The organism is Paraliomyxa miuraensis, assembly GCF_026337845.1.
GTDB classification, from domain to species: Bacteria; Myxococcota_A; Polyangia; order Nannocystales; family Nannocystaceae; genus Paraliomyxa; species Paraliomyxa miuraensis.
The window spans coordinates 133,997-154,711 of the sequence record NZ_JAOVZF010000162.1; the positions used below are offsets into that span (position 1 = coordinate 133,997).

The 20,715-nt window shown below is 70.4% G+C and carries 14 protein-coding genes; 8 read left to right on the forward strand and 6 right to left on the reverse strand.

The genetic code is table 11. The annotated features are described in order from the left end of the window. Window positions 1–14: 14 nt before the first annotated feature. Window positions 15–1,322, forward strand: coding sequence for a 4-aminobutyrate--2-oxoglutarate transaminase (gene gabT, locus OEB96_RS38240; protein ID WP_266221838.1), 1,308 nt, complete (start codon window positions 15–17; stop codon window positions 1,320–1,322). On the opposite strand, the gene OEB96_RS38245 is transcribed toward gabT, so the two are convergent. Further along, complete coding sequence (locus OEB96_RS38245) at window positions 1,312–2,175, reverse strand: sugar ABC transporter permease (protein WP_266221839.1); 864 nt, start codon at window positions 2,173–2,175, stop codon at window positions 1,312–1,314. The two genes, gabT and OEB96_RS38245, sit on opposite strands and share 11 nt — an antisense overlap. Before the next feature lies 1 nt (window position 2,176). Then, a complete protein-coding gene (locus tag OEB96_RS38250; RefSeq protein WP_266221840.1) occupies window positions 2,177–4,402 on the reverse strand; it encodes an extracellular solute-binding protein in 2,226 nt (741 codons plus the stop codon). Window positions 4,403–4,514: 112 nt separating this feature from the next. Here OEB96_RS38250 and OEB96_RS38255 point away from each other — a divergent pair, with 112 nt between their 5' ends. The 3 genes from OEB96_RS38255 (at window position 4,515) to OEB96_RS38265 (ending at window position 8,577) form a co-directional block, all read left to right on the forward strand. Then, window positions 4,515–4,853 (forward strand): hypothetical protein, encoded by a 339-nt coding sequence (locus OEB96_RS38255; RefSeq protein WP_266221841.1) that lies wholly within the window; start codon window positions 4,515–4,517, stop codon window positions 4,851–4,853. Between the two features lie 54 nt (window positions 4,854–4,907). Next, complete coding sequence (locus OEB96_RS38260; RefSeq protein ID WP_266221842.1) at window positions 4,908–7,121, forward strand: tetratricopeptide repeat protein; 2,214 nt, start codon at window positions 4,908–4,910, stop codon at window positions 7,119–7,121. Between the two features lie 316 nt (window positions 7,122–7,437). Next, window positions 7,438–8,577, forward strand: a complete 1,140-nt coding sequence (locus OEB96_RS38265; protein ID WP_266221843.1) for a choice-of-anchor L domain-containing protein — start codon at window positions 7,438–7,440, stop codon at window positions 8,575–8,577. A gap of 20 nt (window positions 8,578–8,597) precedes the next feature. Here OEB96_RS38265 and OEB96_RS38270 read toward each other — a convergent pair whose 3' ends face one another. The 4 genes from OEB96_RS38270 to OEB96_RS38285 form a co-directional block, all read right to left on the reverse strand. Next, window positions 8,598–9,827, reverse strand: a complete 1,230-nt coding sequence (locus OEB96_RS38270; RefSeq protein WP_266221844.1) for a ribonuclease E domain-containing protein — start codon at window positions 9,825–9,827, stop codon at window positions 8,598–8,600. Window positions 9,828–9,891: 64 nt separating this feature from the next. Further along, window positions 9,892–11,247, reverse strand: coding sequence for an NAD(P)/FAD-dependent oxidoreductase (locus tag OEB96_RS38275; RefSeq protein ID WP_266221845.1), 1,356 nt, complete (start codon window positions 11,245–11,247; stop codon window positions 9,892–9,894). 24 nt (window positions 11,248–11,271) lie between these two features. After that, complete coding sequence (locus OEB96_RS38280; protein ID WP_266221846.1) at window positions 11,272–12,096, reverse strand: carboxypeptidase regulatory-like domain-containing protein; 825 nt, start codon at window positions 12,094–12,096, stop codon at window positions 11,272–11,274. Window positions 12,097–12,190: 94 nt separating this feature from the next. Then, window positions 12,191–12,829 (reverse strand): glutathione S-transferase family protein, encoded by a 639-nt coding sequence (locus OEB96_RS38285; protein WP_266221847.1) that lies wholly within the window; start codon window positions 12,827–12,829, stop codon window positions 12,191–12,193. Window positions 12,830–12,995: 166 nt separating this feature from the next. On the opposite strand from OEB96_RS38285, the gene OEB96_RS38290 reads away from it, so the two are divergent. Genes OEB96_RS38290 through OEB96_RS38305 form a run of 4 tightly spaced genes read left to right on the forward strand, consistent with a single transcriptional unit; the run spans window position 12,996 to window position 20,710 of the window. Further along, window positions 12,996–14,087, forward strand: a complete 1,092-nt coding sequence (locus OEB96_RS38290; protein ID WP_266221848.1) for an ATP-binding protein — start codon at window positions 12,996–12,998, stop codon at window positions 14,085–14,087. A 7-nt stretch (window positions 14,088–14,094) separates the two neighbouring features. After that, on the forward strand, window positions 14,095–16,449 hold the full coding sequence (locus OEB96_RS38295; RefSeq protein WP_266221849.1) for a DUF5682 family protein: 2,355 nt from the start codon (window positions 14,095–14,097) through the stop codon (window positions 16,447–16,449). A 31-nt stretch (window positions 16,450–16,480) separates the two neighbouring features. Continuing rightward, window positions 16,481–17,695 (forward strand): VWA domain-containing protein, encoded by a 1,215-nt coding sequence (locus tag OEB96_RS38300; protein WP_266221850.1) that lies wholly within the window; start codon window positions 16,481–16,483, stop codon window positions 17,693–17,695. Between the two features lie 33 nt (window positions 17,696–17,728). Further along, window positions 17,729–20,710 (forward strand): HEAT repeat domain-containing protein, encoded by a 2,982-nt coding sequence (locus tag OEB96_RS38305; RefSeq protein ID WP_266221851.1) that lies wholly within the window; start codon window positions 17,729–17,731, stop codon window positions 20,708–20,710. Window positions 20,711–20,715 lie beyond the last annotated feature (5 nt).

Here is a 20,715-nt window from a genome sequence, read left to right on the forward strand (position 1 = left end):
AAGCTTCCAACGCCATGTCCCACGCCCTGATTCGTCGACGCCGCGCGGTGGTGTCGGACGGGGTCGGCATGTTTGCCGGAGACACCACCGCCGTCTCGGCCCAGGGGGCGCGCATCGTCGATGCCGATGGACGCGAGCTCATCGACTTCGCCGGCGGCATCGGGGTGATGAACGTGGGGCACTGCCATCCCGAGGTCGTCGCTGCGATCTCGGCGCAGGCGCAGCGGCTGCTCCATGCGTGCATCCACGTGGCGACCTACGAGCCCTACGTGGAGCTGTGCGAGGCGCTGGTGCGGCTGCTTCCTCATGGCGGGCCCACCAAGGCGATGCTGGTCAACAGCGGGGCCGAGGCGGTCGAGAACGCGGTGAAGATCGCCCGCCAGGCCACGGGGCGCTCCGCGATCGTCTGCTTCGAGGGGGCGTTCCATGGTCGCACCCTGCTCGGCATGAGCCTCACCGCCAAGAGCGCCTACAAGCGCGGCTGCGGGCCCTTTGCTCCCGAGATCTATCGGGTGCCGTTTCCCAGCGCCTTTCGCGAGGGTCGATCCGAGGACGCGCTGGTTGCCGAGCACCTGCGTCGCTTCGAGGAGCGCTTCGTGCTCGGTCCGGTACCGGCCGAGCACGTGGCCGCGGTGATCATCGAGCCGGTGCAGGGCGAGGGCGGCTTCGTGGTGGCGCCCCCCGACTACCTCCGCGGGCTGGCAGAGATCTGCACTCGCCACGGGATCCTGCTGGTGCTCGACGAGGTCCAGACCGGCTTTTGTCGCACCGGGCGCTGGGCCGCGTTCGAGCACGCGGGGGTCGTGCCCGACCTGTCGACGTGGGCCAAGTCGATGGGAGGTGGGCTGCCGATCGGCGCCGTGCTCGGTCGCGCCGAGGTCATGGACGCGGCCCGGCCCGGCACGATCGGCGGGACCTACGGCGGCAATCCGGTGGCCTGTGCGGCCGCCCTGGCCACGCTGCGGGTGATGGAGCGCGAGGACCTCAATGCTCGTGCCGCGGAGATCGGCTCGATGGTGCGGGCTCGCTTCGAGCGCCTGCGGCAGGAGCACGACGTGGTCGGTGACGTGCGTGGTCTCGGGGCCATGATGGCGATCGAGCTGTGTCACGATCGCGACCCCGCGCGGCCCGCCACCGAGGTGACGGCTGCCGCCGTGGCGCGCTGCCGGGCGCAGGGGGTGCTGGTCATCACCGCCGGGGCATTCGGCAACATCATCCGCGTGCTGTCTCCGCTGGTCATCTCCAACGCCGAGCTCGAGCGCGGGCTCGAGGTCATCGGCTCGTCGGTCGCCGATGCCGCCAAGGAGCTGGCTACCCCTTGACCCCGCCCGAGGCCAGCCCGGCCACCAGGTGCCGCTGCACCAAGTAGAACAGCGCCATCACGGGCAGCGACACCACCAGCGCCCCGGCAGCGAACACGTCCCACTGCGCGTCGTACTCGCCGATGAACCGCTGGAGCATCACCGGCAGCGTGAACATGGTCTCGTCGTCGAGCAGGGTGGCGGCCAGGATGAACTCGTTGTACGCGCTCATGAACGCGAACAGGGCGGTCACCGCGATCGCGGGCCGAGCCACCGGCAGCACCACCATGCGGAAGGCCTGGAAGCGCGTGGCCCCGTCGACCATTGCCGCTTCCTCGAGGTCGATGGGGATCGCCTCGAACGCGGCCCGCAGCTGGAAGATCGCGAACGGCACCGAGGTGCTCGCATAGCAGAGCACCAGGCCCGTGCGCGAGTTGAGCAGCTCGAGCGCATCGAGGATGAGGTAGAGCGGGATGGCGCTGGCCACCGCGGGGAACATCTGCGTTGCGAGCAGCGCTCGCACCCCGGCCGTCTTGCCCAGGAACGAGAACCGCGCCAGCGCATAGGCGGTGGGGATCGCGATGAGCACGCCCGTGAGCGCGGTGGCGATGGAGACCGTGAGGGAGTTCAGCAACTGGCGTCCGAACAGCCATACGGTGGAGCCGTCGGCCAGCTCGCGACTGCTGCCCACCACCTCGCGCAGGTGCTCGAGCGTGGGCTCTTGCGGGATCGGCAGCGCGCGCGGCTCGGGGGTGACGGTGCCGGAGAACGCGGTGGCCACCACCCACAGCACGGGGTAGAGCGCGAACGCGACGGCGAGCACCAGCACGAGGTGCACGGCGGCTCGCTCCAGCAGGCTCGGGGCGCGATTCATGTCAGTCGTCGCTCCCCCCGCCGCGCCCGCCTCGATCCCAGCGCCCGCGCGAGCGCTCGAGCAGGCGGGTGGTGATCATCAGCATGAGGAAGATGAGCACCGCATAGGCGGCGGCGTAGCCGTACTGGGCCTCGCGGGTGAAGGCCCAGCGGTAGGCCTCGGAGACCAGGATGTCGGTGCTGCCGTCGGGGTCGCCCCCCGACACCAGGAACACCACGTTGAACATGTTGAAGGTCCAGATCGCGCCCAGCGTGATCGAGGGCATCATGGTGGGCTTGATCATCGGCAGCACGACCTTGGTGAGCCGCTGCCAGCGGGTGGCGCCGTCGACCTCGGCCGCCTCGAGCACGTCCTTGGGCACGGCCGTGAGCGCCCCGATGGTCACCACCATCATGAAGGGGAAGCCCAGCCAGATGTTGGTGGCGGCGTTGGCCGTGAACGCGGTGCTGAACGAGGAGAACCAGGCGATCGGCTCCATCGACAGCCCCAGGGCGTCGTTGAGCGCCAAGATGATCCCCGTGATCGCGCCGTACTGCTGGTCGAACATGCCCTTCCAGGCCAGCGCGGTCACGTAGCTGGGCACGGCCCAGGGAATGATGAGCAGCACGCGGTACACGGCTCGCAGGCGCAACAGCGGTCGCGAGAGCAAGAGGCCCAGGGCCAGGCCGATGCCGAGGTGGAAGGCCACGTTGACCAGCGTCCACAGCAGCGTGACCAAGAGCACCGTGTAGAACGAGCCCGTGGCCAGCAGCGGGCCTCCGCGCGCGGTGAGGATCTCGATGAAGTTGGCCAGCCCCACGTACTGCACCTCGCCGGCCGGGCCGGCGAACAGCGAGGTGGCGGCGCCGACGACCAGCGGCAGGATCACCAGCATGCCCACCGCGAGCACGGCGTGGGCCACGTAGCGATAGGCGGGCAGCGACCTGCGCAGGCGCTCGCGCAGCTCGGGCTGGCGCGCACGCTGGACCAGCACGAACGCGCCCCACAGCGACAGCGCGGACAGCAGCACGACGATCGGCCACGGCGAGGCGGGCGGGGGCGGGGGGCGACGGACGTCGTCGAAGCGGTGCTGGGCTTCCTCCAGTGCGTCGGCGGGCTCGGCCTGGCCGCGCAGCACCTTGCCGATGGCCCGGTCGGCGGGCTCCCAGGTGGCACGCATGGCGGGAGAGCTGGGCATGGGGATCGCCACCTTGGCCTGCTCGGCGAACGCAGCGAGCAAGGGGTCGTCGGCGGGCGCGGGCACGTCGGTGCGGGCGGTGACGGTGCGAGCCCTTCGCTGGCGGACCTCGGCCGCGGTGGCGCTGGCGAGGTGACGCGCGAGCGCGCGGACCTCGGGGCGCTGCGCTCCGTGGGGCGAGAGCATCACGGCCTCGACGGTGAGGAACGGGCGCAGCGGCTGACCCGTGGCGTCGAGCACCGGGAGCGACTGCACCCGGTAGGGCACATCGCTGGCCCCATCGCTGGCCAGATCGGCGGCCAGATCGGCGGCGAGCCACGGCCCGCTCGCGGCGAAGGCTGCCTTGCCCGACTTGAACAGGTTGGTGACCAGGCCGCCGTCGGCATTGGCCGGCACCGCGCCCTGCTCCACCAGGCCCACCGCAAAGCGCAGCGAGGCTTCTGCCTCGGACCCCACGAACCCGAACGAGTCGTCGTCGGCCAGCATGCGCCCGCCGAACGCGTGCAGCAGCGGGGCGTGCGAGTAGGCCTTCTTCACCTCGTAGGCGTAGGCGTAGACCCCGGGCGGCAGCGAGGGCTGCAGCGCGGCGATGCCCTCGAGGGTCGCGGGCACCTCGTCGACGAGCGCGGTGTTGACGTAGAGCGCCACCGACTTGCGCGACAGCGGTACACCCCACGCCTCGCCGTCGAGCGCCACCGCCTGCACGGCCACGGGATCGAACACCCCCAGCTCGAGCGCATCCCCGGCGGGTGCGACGATCTTGCGGCGACGGTAGTCGCCCAGGCGCTCGTGCGAGTCGATGTAGAGGTGCGGTCCCTCGCCCAGCGGGATCGCGGCCGCGAGCTTGCTTCCGAACGCGTCGTAGGGGATGGCGAGGGTCTCGACCGGAGCGTCCTCGAACCCGGCGAGCACCTCGGTGAGGGCCTCTTCCTCGGCGCCACGGTAGGCGTGCCAAAGACGGATCGGCTCGGCGGCCCATGCCGCGCTTCCGAGCAGCCACCACACCGGCAGCACGAGCACGTAGGTGAGGCGAGCGAGCGAGACGGGCACGGCGAAAACTGCGGAAGGATACCTACGGCGCGGGCGTCTGTCTGCGCCCCCGGAGCCCGGGTCGGGCCGAAGATCCGACCGCGGGCGCGGCCCTTCGCGGTAGTATGAGCCCATGCTGCGGAACATCGGCATCGTACTGGTCTTGGTCTGTGTCGGGGTTGCGTGTCACGGCGGGGTGGGTCCCGACAGCGCGCTGGTCGGAGGTTCGTGCCGGGACGACTTCGACTGCGAAGAGCGCTGCGTCGAGGGCAAGGACTACCCGGGCGGTACTTGTACCGTCGAGTGTCGGGACGATCGTGACTGCCCCGGTGACTCGTGGTGCGTCGACAAGTCGGGCGGGGTGTGCCTGATGGGCTGCGACTACGACGAGGACTGCCGCGGCGGCTACGATTGCCGCGATGTCGACCGCGAGGGCGCCGGAGGCAAGATCCCGGTCTGTTTCGGCGATTAGCGACGAGCGCCGAGGGGCGCCGCCGCCCTGCGTTCGAATGGTATGCTCGCGCAGGTGACGCAGGCCGATCAGCTCGCGGCCCAGGCCGCGCAGTGGCAAGCAGCGGGTCGCGCCGACATGGCGGCTCAGCTCTATGCGGCCGCGCTCGAGCAAGACCCCGGCAAGTTTGCGCTGCGCATGCAGTTCGCCGAGTGCCTGGCCTATCTGGGGCAGGTCGATCAGGCGGGCGAGCAGTACCTGATGGTCGCCCAGGCCTATGCGGCCCGCGGCCGCCACCAGGAGTGCATGGCGATCTGCGAGCGTCTCATCGCGATCGCACCTCACGCGTTCGTGTACATGTCGGTGGGCCCGATGGTGCGTCGCATCGGGCGACAGGCGCGGACCCTGTGTGCAAGGGCGGCCGAGGCCCACCTCAAGGCGGGACGGCAGACCGACGGGCTGCAGATCCTGCGATTGGGGGCCGAGCTCGATCCGCACAACCCCGACGTGCGCCGCCAGCTCGCGCGCATCTATCAGGCGCGTCACATGATGCGCGAGGCCGTGGAGGCGCTGACCGACGCGGGCAACCTGCTGCTGCAGGCCAAGCGCTACGAGGAGTACGTGCAGGTGGCCGAGCAGGTCCTGGGCCTCGAGCCGCGGGACATCGACACCCTTCGCGACCTGCCGCGGGTCTACCTCGAGCTTCGCAAGCCCCACGAGGCGGTCCGTTGCCTCGGCCGGCTCACCAAGGTGAGCCCGGGCGACATCATCGGCTACGAGATCCTGGCTCAGGCCTTCGCGCTCATCGGGCGTACCGACAAGGCGCTGTCGGTGCTCGAGCGCCTGGTGGACGAGCTCGGTGCCACCGGCCAGGCCGACAAGGCCGATGCCATCTTGAACCACGCCAGGTACTGGCGACCCACCGACATCGGGTTCCTGCGCTCGATCAAGCGCATCGAGGTGCCGCGCCCCGAGCCCAAGGCGGTCAGCATGCCGCAGGAGGCAGCGCCCGAGGGCACGGTGGTGCTGAACATCGCCGATCTACTGGTGGACGAGGGGGCCAGCACTCGTGCTCCGGGCGGCGGCGTGAAGCTCACCGAGGCCGAGGGCATGACCATGCTGAATCTCGACGATCTCATGATCGACGACATGCAGCAGGCCGCGGGCCTCGGGGTATCGCCCGCCACCACGCCGCCGGCGGGTCGGTCTCCACCTCCGCCCCCGGGTGGACGCCGGCCGCCGCCTGGCCGGTCCAAGCAGCCGCTTCCTCCCGTGCCCAAGAAGCCCGCCGCCGACATCAACGCCACCATGTCGCTCGACGCCAGCGATCTCATCGAGGCACTGGGCGAGTTCTCTTCGCCGGGCGAGCCCAACCCCTGGTCCGATGCACCCACGCGACCCGAGCGCGAGGAGGAGGAGCATGCATTCGAGGCGCCGGACCCTGGCCTGGCGACGGTGGCCTTGCACGTGCCCGAGGAGCATCGCTTCGCGCCCGCGCCGGTCGAGCCGGCGATGACGCCCGCGATTCCGCATGCGGTGCGCCCTTCGATCTCCGAGCTGATCTACGACGACGACGAGGGCGATGTCGACTCGACGACGAGCGTGGACCTGCGCGAGCGCGAAGAGGACGAGCCGGCCACGCTGCTGCACATGAAGCCGCTGACGGCCGAGGACATCGCGCGGGCGATGGCGCAGCAGTCGTCGTCGCAGCCGCAGCCCGTGCAGCCGCAGGCATGGTCGCCACCTCCTCACGTCGTACCGGAACCGATTCCGCGAGAGCCCACGCCGGTCTCTTCGTGGTCGCCGCCGTCCGAACCCGTGCCCGCGGCCTGGTCACCGCCCCCGATGGCTCCACCGGCCTCGGAGAGTGAGCCCGAGCCTCCCTCACCGAGAAGGGGGGGCATGGGCGACGAGGCCCCCACCATGGCCCGGCTCACGCCGCTGTCGGCGGCCGACATCGCGCGTGCACTCTCGAGCGGGTCGTCGACGCGACCCCCTCCCGGGGCCGTCGACGAGGACGCAGCCACGAGGCCGCCCCCGGCTTCGTACTCGCGTGCGGCCCCATACTCGCCGCCCGGCCAGGAGCCGCCGCCGGTCGCCAACGCCTCCGCCGAGCCGGAGCCGCCTCCGCTGCTCCAGCCCGCTGCGCCTCGTGTCGTGGCCGGGGACGAGGCCGAAGAGGAGGCGACCATGACCCTCGAAGCGCTGCGGCCCGAGGACCTGCTTCGCTACGCCAACCGTGGGTCCAACCGAGGACCCGGACATGGCGGCGATGCATCGGGCCAGTGAATGCGCGCTCCAGCAACGCTCGCCCACCGCCGTCACGGCCGCTGATGTGCTGGTTGCCCAATCGCATTCGTGCCGCTCGCCCAGCGGCTGGGCAACTTGCCCAATTCGCCCATCGTTGCGGTTCCTCGCCGGAATTTCGCGACTCGAGGGATGTCGAAACCCTGCAACTCCACGCTCGCCAACCGCCTTCGAACCGGCTAGGCTGAGGTAGGTGGAAATGCGGCGAGGCCTTACTCCTCGGTACATGATGCCGTGGACGAGGGTTCACCCATGGTGGAAGGGGCGAGCGATGTCGATGACGACGAGGACGGCTTGGGTGAGTGGATTGGCGTTGCTCGCAGTGGCCTGTGATCCGGGCGGCCGAGAGTCCGACGGCACGAGTCTCACCGGGATCAACGTGACCGCGACCGCAAGCGCGGGCACCACCGACGAAGGCGACGGCATGACCGACACCGGCGATGGTACCGGTGGTGGCACGGGCGACTCGGCGGACTCGGGTGACTCGGCGGACTCGGCCGACGGCCCCAAGTTCGACCTCGGGGGCACGCCCGACGGCGGTGGGCCCCCACCGAGCTGCGAGGAGCTCGGCAACTGCGAGTGCACCATCCCCGAGCACGTGCCCTGCGATGCGGGCACCAACGATCTCTTCCGGGCGATGGGCCTGAACTGCCCCGGCGAGCTCCAGGTCAACGCCTCCACCTCCGGGCCCGCGACCGCGCGTGGCATTCGCTCGAGCTTCGGTGCCACCAATGCGTTCGACCCGCGCGAGGGCTCGGTCTACGCGGTCATCGGCAGCGGTCTGGTCGCGGATCTGAACCTCCAGACCCCGGCGGGTGACAGCAACCAGTTCCCCACCCACTGCAACGACGACCTCGGTGCCTTCGACCCCGGCGGTAGCCTGCCGGCGCCGCTCGAGACCAACGACGTGGCGGGTGATTGCATCGCCAACCCGGCGCTCATCGGGAGCGGCGACTGCTCCAACACGATCCACGACCAGTTCTCGCAGGGCGTGTCGGCCAACGACTACGTGGAGATGCGCTTCACCGTGCAGGTGCCGCCCGACGTGGTCTCGGTCAGCTACGACTTCGCGTTCTCGTCGACCGAGTATCCCTACTACTATGGCTCGCAGTTCAACGACATGTACGTGGGCTGGCTCGAGTCCGAGAAGTGGACGGGCAACATCTCGTTCGACGCGGCGGGCAACCCGATCTCGCTCAACGCCGGCTTCCTCGAGTACACCGGCAACGCGCCCGAGCTGAACGGCACCTGCATGAAGCAGCACGCCGCCACCGGCTGGCTCACCACCACCGCCGGGGTGACCGGTGGCGAGATGATCACGGTAGTGTTCGCGATCTTCGACCTGAGCGATTCGATCCTCGACAGCTACGTGTTCCTCGACGACTGGCAGTGGGGCTGCGAGCCCACCGGAGGCCCGACCACGCAGCCCGAGGGGTGATGCGGTCGCGGATCGTGGGCTCACTTGCCCAGGCGCACGTGCACCACCGCGCCCGCCGACCATAGCTGCGGCAGGTCGCCGGGGAGGTTCACGCCGGCCTCGGCCGCTGCATCCTCGATGAGGGGAATGGGGGCTCCGAGATCGCCCGGTGCCCCGCGAACGGTGACTCCGCCGTACCACGTCACGAGGTAGTCGAACTGGGCCCCGAACGCGAGGCGCTTGGTGGCGAACACCACGAAGCCCGCTTGCAGGGGGAACGCCAGGCCGTGGAAGCCCATGCGGGTCTCGCCGGCCGGCGTGTCGTAGATCCCCCGGAACAGGTTGTACTGGGCGCCGATGCCCACGTAGGGATCGAAGCGTCCGCGCGGGATGATGTGCACGCGCGCATCGAGACCGGCCTGGATCGTCTCGAGGTGGGCGTCGTCGACGGTGAACTCGTCGAACATCAGCGCGGCCGCCTCGGGGGGCAGGCCTTCCTGCGTGAGCCCGTAGAGCGCCAGACCATCGGTGCCCGGAGCCACATTGGCGCGCATGCGTCCCCATGCGCCCGCGAGCCCGAGATCGAGGAAGCCGAAGAAGTTGCGGCCCATCAGGCCGTCGAGGCGAAGCCCCGGCTTGGCGCCGTGTCGCTGGCACAACAGGCGCGTGCAGCCGACCACGCCCACGCGGAAGTCGAGGATGAAGCCCTTGTGCTTGATCGGCTCCTTGTCTTCTTCGTCCTCGGCCTTGGCGTCGCGCTTGGTGTCGTCGTCACTGCGCTCGGCGTCGTCCTTGGGGTCGGTGCGAGAGGGGTTGGAGTCGGTCGAGGTCTTGCTCGCGGCAGGAGGCGGGGATGGAGGCGGCCGGGGAGGAGGGCTGGTGGTGGCGGCCGGTGGCGACGGGGCGGTGGATGGTGCGGGCGGCTTGGCGGGCTCGGCCGATGGGTCGGCGAGCGCATCCGTTGGATCCGCTGCGGGCTCCTGTGGGTCTGCTCCCGGTGCTTCGGGCTCGATGGTCTCGGTGGTCGGCGCTTCGGGTTCGGTGGTCTCGGTGGTCGGCGCTTCGGGCTCGGTGGTCTCGGTGGCTGGCGCCTCGGGCTCGGTGGTCGGCGCTTCGTGTTCGGTGGTTGGGGTCTCGGGCTCGGCCGGGTCACCCGACTCGGTCGGCTCGTCGACCAAGCCCGGCAGCGCCGCGCCATCGTCGGGTGGCGCCGCATGCACCGTGGCGGCTGCGGACCAGACGAGCACTCCCAACGCGCAGAGCCGTTGCATGCTTCATCTTCGGACATTTCGGCCGAGACGGAAAATCGGCCTCTCCGCGGCCACACACGTCCTCTCAGCCCGGGTGGCGCATGGGCGCTGCAGCACCGACCTCGGCCGGCTTGCCCCGCGCAAGGCGCCACAGCAGGTGCGGCCGAAACAACGACTCGGGGCCCGCGTGGAGCTGGAGCACGTCGAGGAACGCGCGGTACACCACGGGATCGCTGGTGCTGCATGCGAATACTCGATCGAGGAAGCGGTGCAGCAGTGGCAGGGCGGGGATGCTGGTCTCGGCGGTTGCGTAGCGCGCGGCCTCTCCGAGCGCGAGCGTCCAGGGGTTCTTGGCGATGCGGGCGCACGCTCGGGCAAAGCTCGTGGAGTCGAACCCTCGGCCCGACGCGAGCATGCGCTCGAGCTGCTCGGCCTCCATCGCACCGGCCGTCATGCCTTGCCCGAAGACGGGATCGAAGCTGCACATGGCGTCACCCACGACGCCGTAGCCCATTGGCAGTCGTAGCTCCTCGTAGTGACGCCAGCGCATGAAGGGAAACGCGTGGAGCCGGGGCTTGGTCAGCGGCTCGGCCTCACGGATGAAGTCGCGGAGATCGGGGCGATCGAGCGAGCCGGCCCATGCCTCGAAGCCCTCGGGATCATCGGGCGGATGGTCGCCCCCGTAGCCGGAGAGCGCGAGCAGCCAGCCATCGTCCTCGACCGCGAACAGCAGGCCGTGGCGGCGCTGGGCCGGGCGCGTCGCATAGACGATGTAGGCGGACCACTCCGAAGGGGCGCTGGGCGGTCGCCGGTAGAGTCGGCTCGCGTAGGCCAGGCCCAGCGGGATCCGCTCCTCGCGCGGCGAGCCGAAGCCCAGCGGCTCGAGCCACTGGGGCGACCGAGATCCGCGACCGGTTGCGTCGAGGATCACATCGCAAGGCAGCTCGAGCGGAGCGCTGGGCTGGCGGGAGCGCAGGCGTACCCCTCGCACGTGGCCATCGACGATCACGGGCTCGAGCACCTCGGTCTGCGAGCGGAGCTCCACGTTGCTCGAGGCCCGCAGCCGGCGTCGCACGTGGTGCTCGAGCAAGGGGCGGGTCTGCACGTAGAGGCGGTAGGGCGTGTCGCAGCGGATCTTCCAGCGCCCATAGTGGTACCACCACAGCTCCTGGCCGAAGTCGATGCGACGTGATCCGTGCTCGAGCAGCTCGTCGAAGAGGCCGGGCATCAGGTGCTCGATGGCGAGTCGCCCGCGGTCGAGCAGGATGTGGGCCTGGTGGTCCTGCGGCGTGCCCTTGCGGTGGTGTGGCGCGTCGTCGAGCTCGTCGCGGTCGATCACGGTCACCCGCCGCGCGTGGCGGGCCAGGGCAGCGGCGGCGAGCATTCCCGTCATGCTGCCGCCGAGGACGACGGCGTGGTCGATCGTGGAGATGGTGGGCATGGTGCACGGACCCGGATGCGCGGCTCACAGGGCCTGCAGCCCGTAGGGCGGCGAGGCGTTGACCAGCACGCCGGACTCGCACTGCATGGTGACCGATTCGAACGTCACGCCGTCCTTGTGAGCGGAGAGCACGTAGGTGCCGGGCGGAACGTTGGTGAGCAGCACGCCGCCGTCCTCCGAGGTCTCGGTGAGCATGGGGTCGGGGATGACCGATGCATTGAAGTAGATCGGCCCGTGCTCGGACGGCAGCGGCGGATCCACCGTGACCGTGGCGCCGGCCTCTCCGTGCGCACCTTCGTCGTAGATCGACTTGCCCACGCGAGTGACGGTGCTGACCATCTGGCAGGCGGTGGGATCGACCTCGAGCATGAGCAGGCCCGCGAGCAGATCGAACAGCGCGTCGTCGGGCACCTGGAACGTCACTTGATCGAGCACACCCTCCTGCGGGAGCGTGAAGGTCTTGGTGTGGGCGGTGGGGAAGCCGTTGCGCTCCAGCACGAAGGTGGCGGTGCCGCCGGGGGGCAGCGACCCGAGCTCGAAGTGTCCCAATGGGTCGGTCGTCACCGTTTGCGCGGGGTTCTCGAGGATGGAGATCGTTGCGCCGTCGATGAGGCCGTAGGGCTCGCCGGGGAGGGTGAAGGCAAAGGCATCGCCGCTGACGTCGACCGTGGGAGCCGGAGGCTCCCCGGTATCGTCGCTGCACTCCGTCTCGCACTCGTCGAGCGTGGTGGACGAGTCGGTGGTCAGGGCTCCCTCGGTGTCGCTCGGCGTGGGATCGCTGGGCGCCGAGTCGCCGCATGCGAGCAGCACCACGGGGAGCAGGAGGGACGTGAGAGGGAGCCTGGTCACTCGGCGTACCGTACCGCGAGCTGGGGTGTCATCGGAGCCCCGGATGGGAAGCGGGCCTCCGACGATGCTCGGCCGCGGGGGTGCCAGCCGCCCGTCACCCCTGGTTCAGCCCGTGCGCCTTGGCGATCTCCGCGTTGCGCTCTTCGGCTCGCCGAAGGGCCGGGCGCGCGTTCAGTCGCTCCACATAGGCGGCGAACACCGGTCGCGACTCGATCATCTTGAACGCGAGCATGAAGCGCAGCGTGCCGCCGAAGATCACGTCGGCCATCGAGAACGAGTCGCCGAGGATGAAGCTGCGATCGGCCACGGCGCTCTCCATCGCGGTGAGCATCGCCTCGTGCGAGCCCCAGCCGACGGTGCCCTCCTTGTACTCCCACCCGGCCCCCTTGGCGGCGGCGCCCGGCTCGATGACCGAGGGGGCGAACAGCGACCAGCGCAGGTAGGTGCCGCGGGCGGGGTCGTCGAGCGCAGGCGCGAGCCGCCCCGGGGCGTAGCGGTCGGCCAGGTAGAGGCCGATCGCGGCCGACTCGGTCACGACCACGTCACCGTCCACGAGGCCATCCACGAGGATGGGCAGCTTGCCCATCGGGTTGATGGCGAGGATCTCGGGAGCCTTCTGCTCCCCGGCCATGACGTTCACGAAGCGCAGCTCGTACTCGACTCCGACCTCCTCGAGCATCCAAACGGTCGCGGCGGCACGGGTGAACGGGTGGTGATGGACGACGATCGACATGGGAGCCTCCCTCGTTCGTGGTGATGCGAACGCCCGGCCATTTGGGCCCAAGCCGTCCGGTGGTGTCAACCACGGGCTCGTGGGTGTACGCTCGCGCGGCGCGGGTCCATTCACGGCCCCTCGTGCAACCCCGAGCCCGCGGTCTCGTCCCTTCGGTACCCGTTCCATGTCCGCCGTCATTCGCCTCCCCGCCGAGCAGAAGTACGAAGCCGAGCTGGCCGCCCTGGCCCGCAAGGACGAAGGGTCCCGCCCCCCGGGCTGGCGGCTGTCGCCCAGGGCCGTGGCGACGTACATCCTGGGGGCCGGCAAGCCGGTCGACGGGGTGGCCATCACCCCCAAGTTCATCGGTGATGCATCGCTGGTCGAGGTGGCAATCGCAACGCTGGTGTCCGACCGCGCGCTGATGCTGGTGGGCGAGCCGGGCACCGCCAAGAGCTGGCTCTCCGAGCACCTGTGTGCGGCCATCTCCGGCGACTCGTCGCTGATCGTGCAAGGCACCGCGGGCACCTCCGAAGACCACATCAAGTACAGCTGGAACTACGCGCTGCTGCTGGCCGAGGGGCCCACCGAGAAGGCGCTGGTGCCCTCGCCGATCCTGCGGGCGATGGAGGCCGGCAAGTTCGCGCGCTTCGAAGAGATCACCCGTACCCCGGCGGAGATCCAGGACGCGCTGATCTCCCTGCTGTCCGAGAAGCAGGTGGCGGTGCCCGAGCTCGCCCGCATCGCGGCGGCCCAGCGGGGCTTCAACCTCATCGCCACCGCCAACACCCGCGATCGCGGGGTCAACGAGATGAGCGCCGCGCTCAAGCGCCGCTTCAACTTCGTGACGATCCCGGTGGTCAGCGACCTGCGGCAGGAGATCGAGATCGTCACCAAGCGCGAGGCCGAGCTGCGCTCGGACTATCAGGTCGAGCCCACGCCGCCGGCCGAGCTGGTGGCCATGCTGGTCACCATGTTCCAGGAACTCCGCGCGGGGGTCACCAAGGATCGCAAGACCAAGGTCAACCCGCCCAGCTCCGTGATGTCCACGGCCGAGGCGATCAGCGTGCTGTTCAACAGCGCCATCCTGGCCCAGCACTTCGGTGACGGCGCGGTGGGACCCAAGGAGCTCGCACGCTCGCTGGTGGGGGCGGTGGCCAAGGAGAGCGCCGAGGACCTCAAGTCGCTGCGCGAGTACAACGAGACGGTGGCCAAGGGGCGCGACGGGCTGTGGAAGACGTTCCACGCCGAGGCGCGCCGGATCCTCAAGGCCAGCTGAGAGGCGCATGAGCGGATCGTCCCTGGCGCGCGTGCACCTGTTCCCGGTGCGCCACCACTCGCCGCGGAGCACCGCGATGCTGCGGGCGTTCCTCGAGCGAGTCCGACCGAAGGTGGTGCTGGTGGAAGGTCCCTGCGACGCCGACCCGCTGGTCGACGTGCTGGTCGACGCCAAGACCGAGCCGCCGATCGCAATCCTCGGCTATGCCACCGAGGGCGAGCCGCGCTCGGCGCTGTGGCCGTTTGCCGCCTACTCGCCCGAGTGGCAGGCGCTGCGCTGGGCGGCCGAGCACGAGGTCACGGCACGGTTCATCGACGTTCCGGTGGGCGTGTCGCTGGCCCACGATCGTGCGAGCGAGGAGCACGAGGGCGAACCCTACGAGGACGAAGGGGAGGAGCGTGGCGAGCACGAGGCGAGGGCCGAGCCGCGCTTCGATCCGCACCAGGCCGCGGCCGAGGCCCGGGGCCTGCGCGGGTTCGAGGAGCTGTGGGAGGCCTGCTTCGAAGCGCCCGCCTACGAGCCGCAGCAGTTTCGCGAGGCGCTGCTGGCCCACGCCGCGCTCGTTCGCGAGGCCCACCCGGTCAGGTGGCATCGCGCGCGCGATGCCTTCATGGCCGCCCGGATCGAGGCGATCGTGGCAGGGGGCGAAGGGGTGGATGGAGTGGACCCCGAGCGCATCGTGGCCGTGGTCGGAGCGGCCCACGCGGCGGCGTTCGTGGCGGGCGACGTGGACCCGGCGCTCTTGTCCACGCTGCCCGAGGCGAGGCCGGCCGCGACCACCGTGATCCCCTACAGCTTCCCGCGGCTGGCCGCGCAGCTCGGCTACGGCGCGGGCAATCGCGCGCCGCAGTACTACCAGCTCGCGCACGAGGCCGGCTGCGACTTTCGCCAGGCCACGCTGCGGGCGCTGCTGGGCTTCGGCGCCGAGCTGCGCAGTCGTGGGTTCGCGGCCTCGATGGCCGACACCATCGAGGCCTATCGCCTGGCGCGAGCGCTGGCCGATCTGCGCGACAAGCCCGAGCCCGGGCTCGACGAGGTGCGCGAGGCCTGCATCGCCACGCTGTGCCACGGCGATGCCGGGCCGGTCGATGCGTTCCTGTGGCGCGGGATGCTGGGGCATCGCGTGGGGCGGGTGGCCGAGCGGATCGGCAAGAACTCGCTGCAAGAGGAATTCTGGCGCGAGGTCGACGAGCGTGCCTTGCCCCGCGACGACGAGCCCACCGAGGTCGCGCTGCTGCTGCGCGAGCCCAGGGCGGTGGAGACCTCGGTGTTCTTGCATCGGCTGCGCGTGGCCGGAGTGCCCTATGCGAGCTATCAGGGCACCTACAAGGATCGGGCCGTGCGCCGCGGCGAGGTCGACGAGGCCGGCGGCGTGGATGCGCTCGGTCGCATGCGCGAGTCGTGGATGGCCCAGTGGACCCCGAGCACCGACATCGCGCTGGTGGAGCGGATCGCCCTGGGCAGCACGCTGCAGCAGGTCACCGATCAGGTCCTGGGCCAGCGCCTCGAGGAGGCCACCGGCACGGCCGACGCGGCGAGCGTGCTGCTGGAAGCGGTGGTCACCGTGTGCCCGCGCCCCGCCGCCGATGCCATGCGGGCGTGCGACCGGCTCGCCGCCACCGACGACGACCTGCCCTCGCTGGCGCGCGCCTGCATGTCGCTGTCCGGTCTGGTCTCCTACGGCTCGTCGCGCGACGTCCTCATGGGAGGCGGCAGCAAGGCGACCCTCGATGCGCTGTGCCGCAAGACCTTCGATCGCGCGGTGCTGCGGCTGCGTCCGGCCTGCACGGGCGACGACGACGCCGTTGCCGAGATCCCGCGCGCCCTGCAGACGCTGCACGACGTGGCGCTGTCCCAGCCGGGGGTCGATCGGGACGTGTGGCTTCGTGCGGCCGCCGAGCTCGTCGAGGACTACTCGATCCACCCGCGTGCCGCCGGGGTTGCCACCGCGCTGCTCTACCTCGCGCGTCACGTGTCCGAGGACGACGTGGCCATCTACGTCGGCCAGCGTCTGTCCGACACGCTGCACCCGCAGGCGGGCGCGGCCTACCTCGAGGGCTTCTTGCAGATCAACGCGATGGTGCTGGTCAAGAACCGCGCGATCGTGGAGACCCTCGATGCCTGGGTGTGTGAGGTGGAGCCCGAGACCTTCCGCAACATCCTGCCGCTGCTTCGCCGGGTGTTCGGCGCGCTCGGACCGACCGAGCGCCGGACCTTCCTCGAGAACTTGATCAACGCCCGCGGGCTCGGTGACCGAGCCGCCGCGGCCGCGACCGTGATCACCACCACCGACGAGGCCGTCCTGGCCGAGGTCAGCGACGATCTCGACCTGGCGCTCGACGATCTGGACGATCTGCTCTAACGCGGGGGCGGATGGAGGACTGGGAAGGCCGATGGACTTCGACCCCAAGGACCTGAGCCCCGAGGATCGCCTGTCGCTCTTGCGCTGGCGGCTGGCGCTGGGCGAGCAGGCCGAGCAGGTCGCCTCCGGCTGCTCGCTGGCGGGCCTGGCCGGAGCGGCGGGCGATGCGATCGGCGTGGGGGCCGAGCGCCTGTCGGACTTCGATCGGGCCATGGGCGTCGTCTACGGCGACGACCGCCGCGGCGGCAGCGGGCCCTCGCGCCCCCACATCCCCACCTGGCTCGCCAACCTGCGCGAGTTCTTCAGCCAGGAGGTGGTGGCGCTGGTCCAGAAGGACGCGATCGAGCGCAAGGACATGAAGGCGCTGCTGTTCGAGCCCGAGACCCTCGCGCTGCTCGATCGCAACGTGGAGCTGGTGGCCACCCTGGTCAGCGCGCGGGGCATGGTGCCCAGCAAGGCCAAGGACATCGCCCGGCAGATCGTCCGCGAGGTGGTCGAGGAGCTGCGGCGCAAGCTCGAGTCGGAGATCCGCACGGCGGTGTTCGGGGCGCTGCGCCGCGGTACCCAGAGCCCCTTGCCGATCATGCGCAACCTCGACTGGAAGCGCACCATCACCCGCAACCTCAAGGGCTGGGACCGCGAGCGCAAGCGCCTGCTGCCCGAGCGCTTCTACTTCTGGGCCAACCAGCGCCGCCGCCACGAGTGGGACGTGGCGCTGCTCGTCGACCAGAGCGGCTCGATGGGCGAGAGCGTGGTCTATAGCTCGGTGATGGCGGCGATCTTCGCCTCGCTCGACGTGCTGCGCACGCGGCTGCTCTTGTTCGACACCCAGGTGGTCGACATGACCCCCGCGCTCGACGATCCGGTCGAGGTGCTGTTCTCGGCCCAGCTCGGCGGCGGCACCGACATCAATCGCGCGGTCGCCTACGCGCAGGGCAACTTCATCGAGCGCCCCGACAAGACCCTGCTCATCCTCATCACCGATCTCTACGAGGGCGGCAACGCCAAGGAGCTGGTGGCACGCATGCGCCAGCTGGTCGAGAGCCGGGTGAAGGTGGTGGTGCTCTTGGCGCTGTCCGATCGCGGGCACCCCAGCTACGACCACGACATGGCCAAGAGGCTCACCGCGCTGGGGATCCCGTGCTTTGGCTGCACCCCCAAGAAGCTGGTGGCGGTGATGGAGCAGGTGCTCAAGGGCGGGGACCTACGGGCGTTCCTCGACCGTTCCGAGCCCTCGAGGCGCTAGGTCGACGACGCAAGCGAGCAAGGGAGGATCGACGTGGCCGTTCGCAATCTGTCGATGTCGGATCTGCGGTCGATGATCGACCGGGGGGAGCTCTCCAAGGGGCAGACGATCCTCGATCAGCGCGGGCTCATGCACCTCGCGCGCACCGAGGACAAGCTCTACGCCGAGGCCAAGGGCTCGGGCAGCTCGCCCTATCGCACGTCGATCGCGTTCGGGGAGCGCGACCAGATCAAGGCCAAGTGCAGCTGTCGGGCCGCCTGGAATCGGCCGTTCTGCAAGCACTCGGCCGCGCTCGCGCTGGCGTGGGCCAAGACCCCCGAGGCGTTCGTGGTCACCGAGACGGCCGCCGAGGACGAGGCCCGCGGGGCCAAGGGCAAGGGCGACGGAGAGGGCGGTCCTCGCAAGCGCTCGCGCGCCGCCGCGGCGCCCAGGGTCGACGGCAACGAGCTGATGAAGACCGGCGCCGAGCGGGTCGACACGCTGGTGCGCGAGCTCGCCGTGACCGGAGTGGGCAACCTGGCCGGCGAGCGCGTGGCCCAGCTCGAGGACCTCGCGGCCAACCTGCGTCAGCTTCGGCTGCGGCGGCTGTCGGGGCAGACCCTGCTGCTGGCCCAGCACCTCCAGGAAGGCGCGGGCCAGGGCATCGATCCCGTGCGCCACGCCACGTTGCTCTCGGACATGCTGCTCACCGCGGCCAAGGTCACCGCCCACTGCGACGGCAAGACGCTCGAGGATCGCTACGTGGAGGAGCTGATCGGCCGGACCTGGCTGAAGAAGGATCGCAAGCCGGTCCAGGGCCTGCGCCTTTGCGAGTACGCCTACGCCAAGCAGACCACCGCCGACGACTATCGCGTGTGCGAGAGCCGCTTCCTCGAGCTGGAATCGGGCGAGCACTACACCGAGCGCCAGATCCTCCCGCCGCACATCGCCAAGACCACGGTCCCCAAGGCGAGCTACGCGGGCAAGGTGCTCGAGGGCGCGCACGGCGGGATCTTCCCCGGGTTCGCGCCGTGGCGGCTCTACATGGAAGGCGACCAGGGCCGACGCGAGCTGACCTCGGCCGACGTCGAGCGCATGCTCGCGCACGCGCTGCCGATCGCCACCGCGGTGAGCCGCTTCCAGGAGCACCGCAGCGACCTGTTCGCGCCCGACCGCATGCCGGTGTTCGTCCACGCTCACGGGCTGGTGGCGCAGGGCGGGCGCCTGCGGATCTTCGACGAGGCCTTCGCCACCTTGCACCTGCGACACTCCGCCGGCATCGAGGAGCGCATGGGCGATGCGCTCGAGGGGCGGCAGCTGCGGGCGATGCTCGGAGAGCTCGATCTCCACCATGCGATCCCCACCCTGTGGCCCACCACCTTGATCGTTCGCGATCACGCAGGCCTCGCGCTGCGTCCAGTAGGGGCCCCCCGCAAGGCCTCGGACGCCGCGAGCGTCCCGCAATCCCGGCTGCCCAAGCCCAAGCGGTGGACCCAGGTGGCGCGCGATGCCGGCCTCTCCTACGCCGCGGTGAGCCTGGGCGAGCTGCGCGAGGAACTCGGCGATCTGCTGGTGGCGGGCCTGGTCGGCCTCGACGCGCGCGCGGCCGAGCCCTTGGGGGAGCGCCTGCGCCAGCTCAAGCTCGTCAAGCCCGCCGAGCTGCTCACCGCGATCGTGGCCGAGCCCGACCCCGCCAAGCGCGTCAGTGGGTTCGTCAAGCTGTTCCAGGTGCTGGGGGTCGCGCTGGTCAAGCTCACCTCCGCGGCCGCCATCGAGCGCGAGGGTCTGGTCCCCGTGCCCACCCACGGCAGCATTCACATCCCCACCCCACAGGGAGAGCCCAGCCCGGGCGAGGTGATGACGGCCCGCATGCGCGGGGAGATGACGCAGTACGAGGCGGCGGTCCACTACCACCGGCACTACCGCGCGCTCGACGTGACGCGCATGGAAGAGGACCTCGTGGTGCTCGCCGACGGCGGGGCCATGCCCTACGTGGTGGATGCGCTCGCCCAGGATCCCGCGCGGGCGCTGAGGGTGGCCGAGATGATCCTCGCGCTGCCCATGGGCACGGTTGCGCTGCGAACCGCGTTCGCGTTGCTCGCTCGTGGCGCATCGCCGGAGGCCGAGCTGCTGCTCAAGGCGTTCTCGGGGCGCCGGCGGCAGGCGGGGCGCCAGTATGGTCAGCGGGTGGTGCACATGGCCGACGACGCGCTGCTCGAGCTGCAGCGCGCCCGCCCGCGCCCGAGCCCCCTGGCGGAGTCCCGTCGCGATCACCTGGCCAACAAGCTGCCGCCGCTGCTCTCACAGGCGCGCTCCGACAAGGATGCGCACGCCCGCGAGCTGGGCTGCGAGGCGCTCGCCAACCTCGGCGCCCAGCAGGCCATCCCCGATCTTCGCGTCATCTTCCGTACCGATCGCAGTCATGGTGTGCGCGAGCACGCAGCGATCGCCCTGGGACAGCTCGGCGACGTGCGGGTGCTCGAGGAACTGGTGCTCGCGGTGGGTGGTCTCAAGGGGGGAGCGGCCCGCCGCAACAAGCAAGGCGAGAGCATGGCGCGTGCCGCTTGTCGCGCACTGGGCTATCTCGGCGACAGCCGGGCCCTCCCCGTGATGATGCAGCTCTACCGCGACGGCTTCACCCCCAGCGTGGTGGCCGAGGCCTGGCTGGGCTTTGGGGTGCTCGCGCTCGGTCCCATCCTCGACATGGTCGATGCCGATCCCGCGTTCGCCAAGCGATCTGCCCTCGCGGCTCCGCTGGCCCACATGCCCCTGGAATTCCTGGTGCCGCGCCTGTTGGCGCGCCTCGCCGGCCAACCGATGGCCCCTGCGGGAAGCGACCCATTGGGGGACGCCACCCTCGACCTCGACGACGAGGGGGTGGCCGTCCGGGCCAATGCCTACCTCAAGCTGTGCACCGACCACCCCAAGGCGCGCATCGAGCTGGCACGGCGGCTGCTCGAGCAGCCCACGGGCGGCAAGGGCACGGCTGGCAAGCGCTTGCTCACGGCCGCTCGCAAGCTCGTCCCATCGGGCTAGAATCC

Coding starts and splice junctions, on each gene's coding strand:
- gabT (WP_266221838.1), top strand. CDS start 15: ATGTCCCACGCCCTGATTCGTCGACGCCGCGCGGTGGTGTCGGACGGG.
- OEB96_RS38245 (WP_266221839.1), bottom strand. CDS start 2,175: ATGAATCGCGCCCCGAGCCTGCTGGAGCGAGCCGCCGTGCACCTCGTG.
- OEB96_RS38255 (WP_266221841.1), top strand. CDS start 4,515: ATGCTGCGGAACATCGGCATCGTACTGGTCTTGGTCTGTGTCGGGGTT.
- OEB96_RS38270 (WP_266221844.1), bottom strand. CDS start 9,827: ATGCAACGGCTCTGCGCGTTGGGAGTGCTCGTCTGGTCCGCAGCCGCC.
- OEB96_RS38275 (WP_266221845.1), bottom strand. CDS start 11,247: ATGCCCACCATCTCCACGATCGACCACGCCGTCGTCCTCGGCGGCAGC.
- OEB96_RS38285 (WP_266221847.1), bottom strand. CDS start 12,829: ATGTCGATCGTCGTCCATCACCACCCGTTCACCCGTGCCGCCGCGACC.
- OEB96_RS38290 (WP_266221848.1), top strand. CDS start 12,996: ATGTCCGCCGTCATTCGCCTCCCCGCCGAGCAGAAGTACGAAGCCGAG.
- OEB96_RS38295 (WP_266221849.1), top strand. CDS start 14,095: ATGAGCGGATCGTCCCTGGCGCGCGTGCACCTGTTCCCGGTGCGCCAC.
- OEB96_RS38300 (WP_266221850.1), top strand. CDS start 16,481: ATGGACTTCGACCCCAAGGACCTGAGCCCCGAGGATCGCCTGTCGCTC.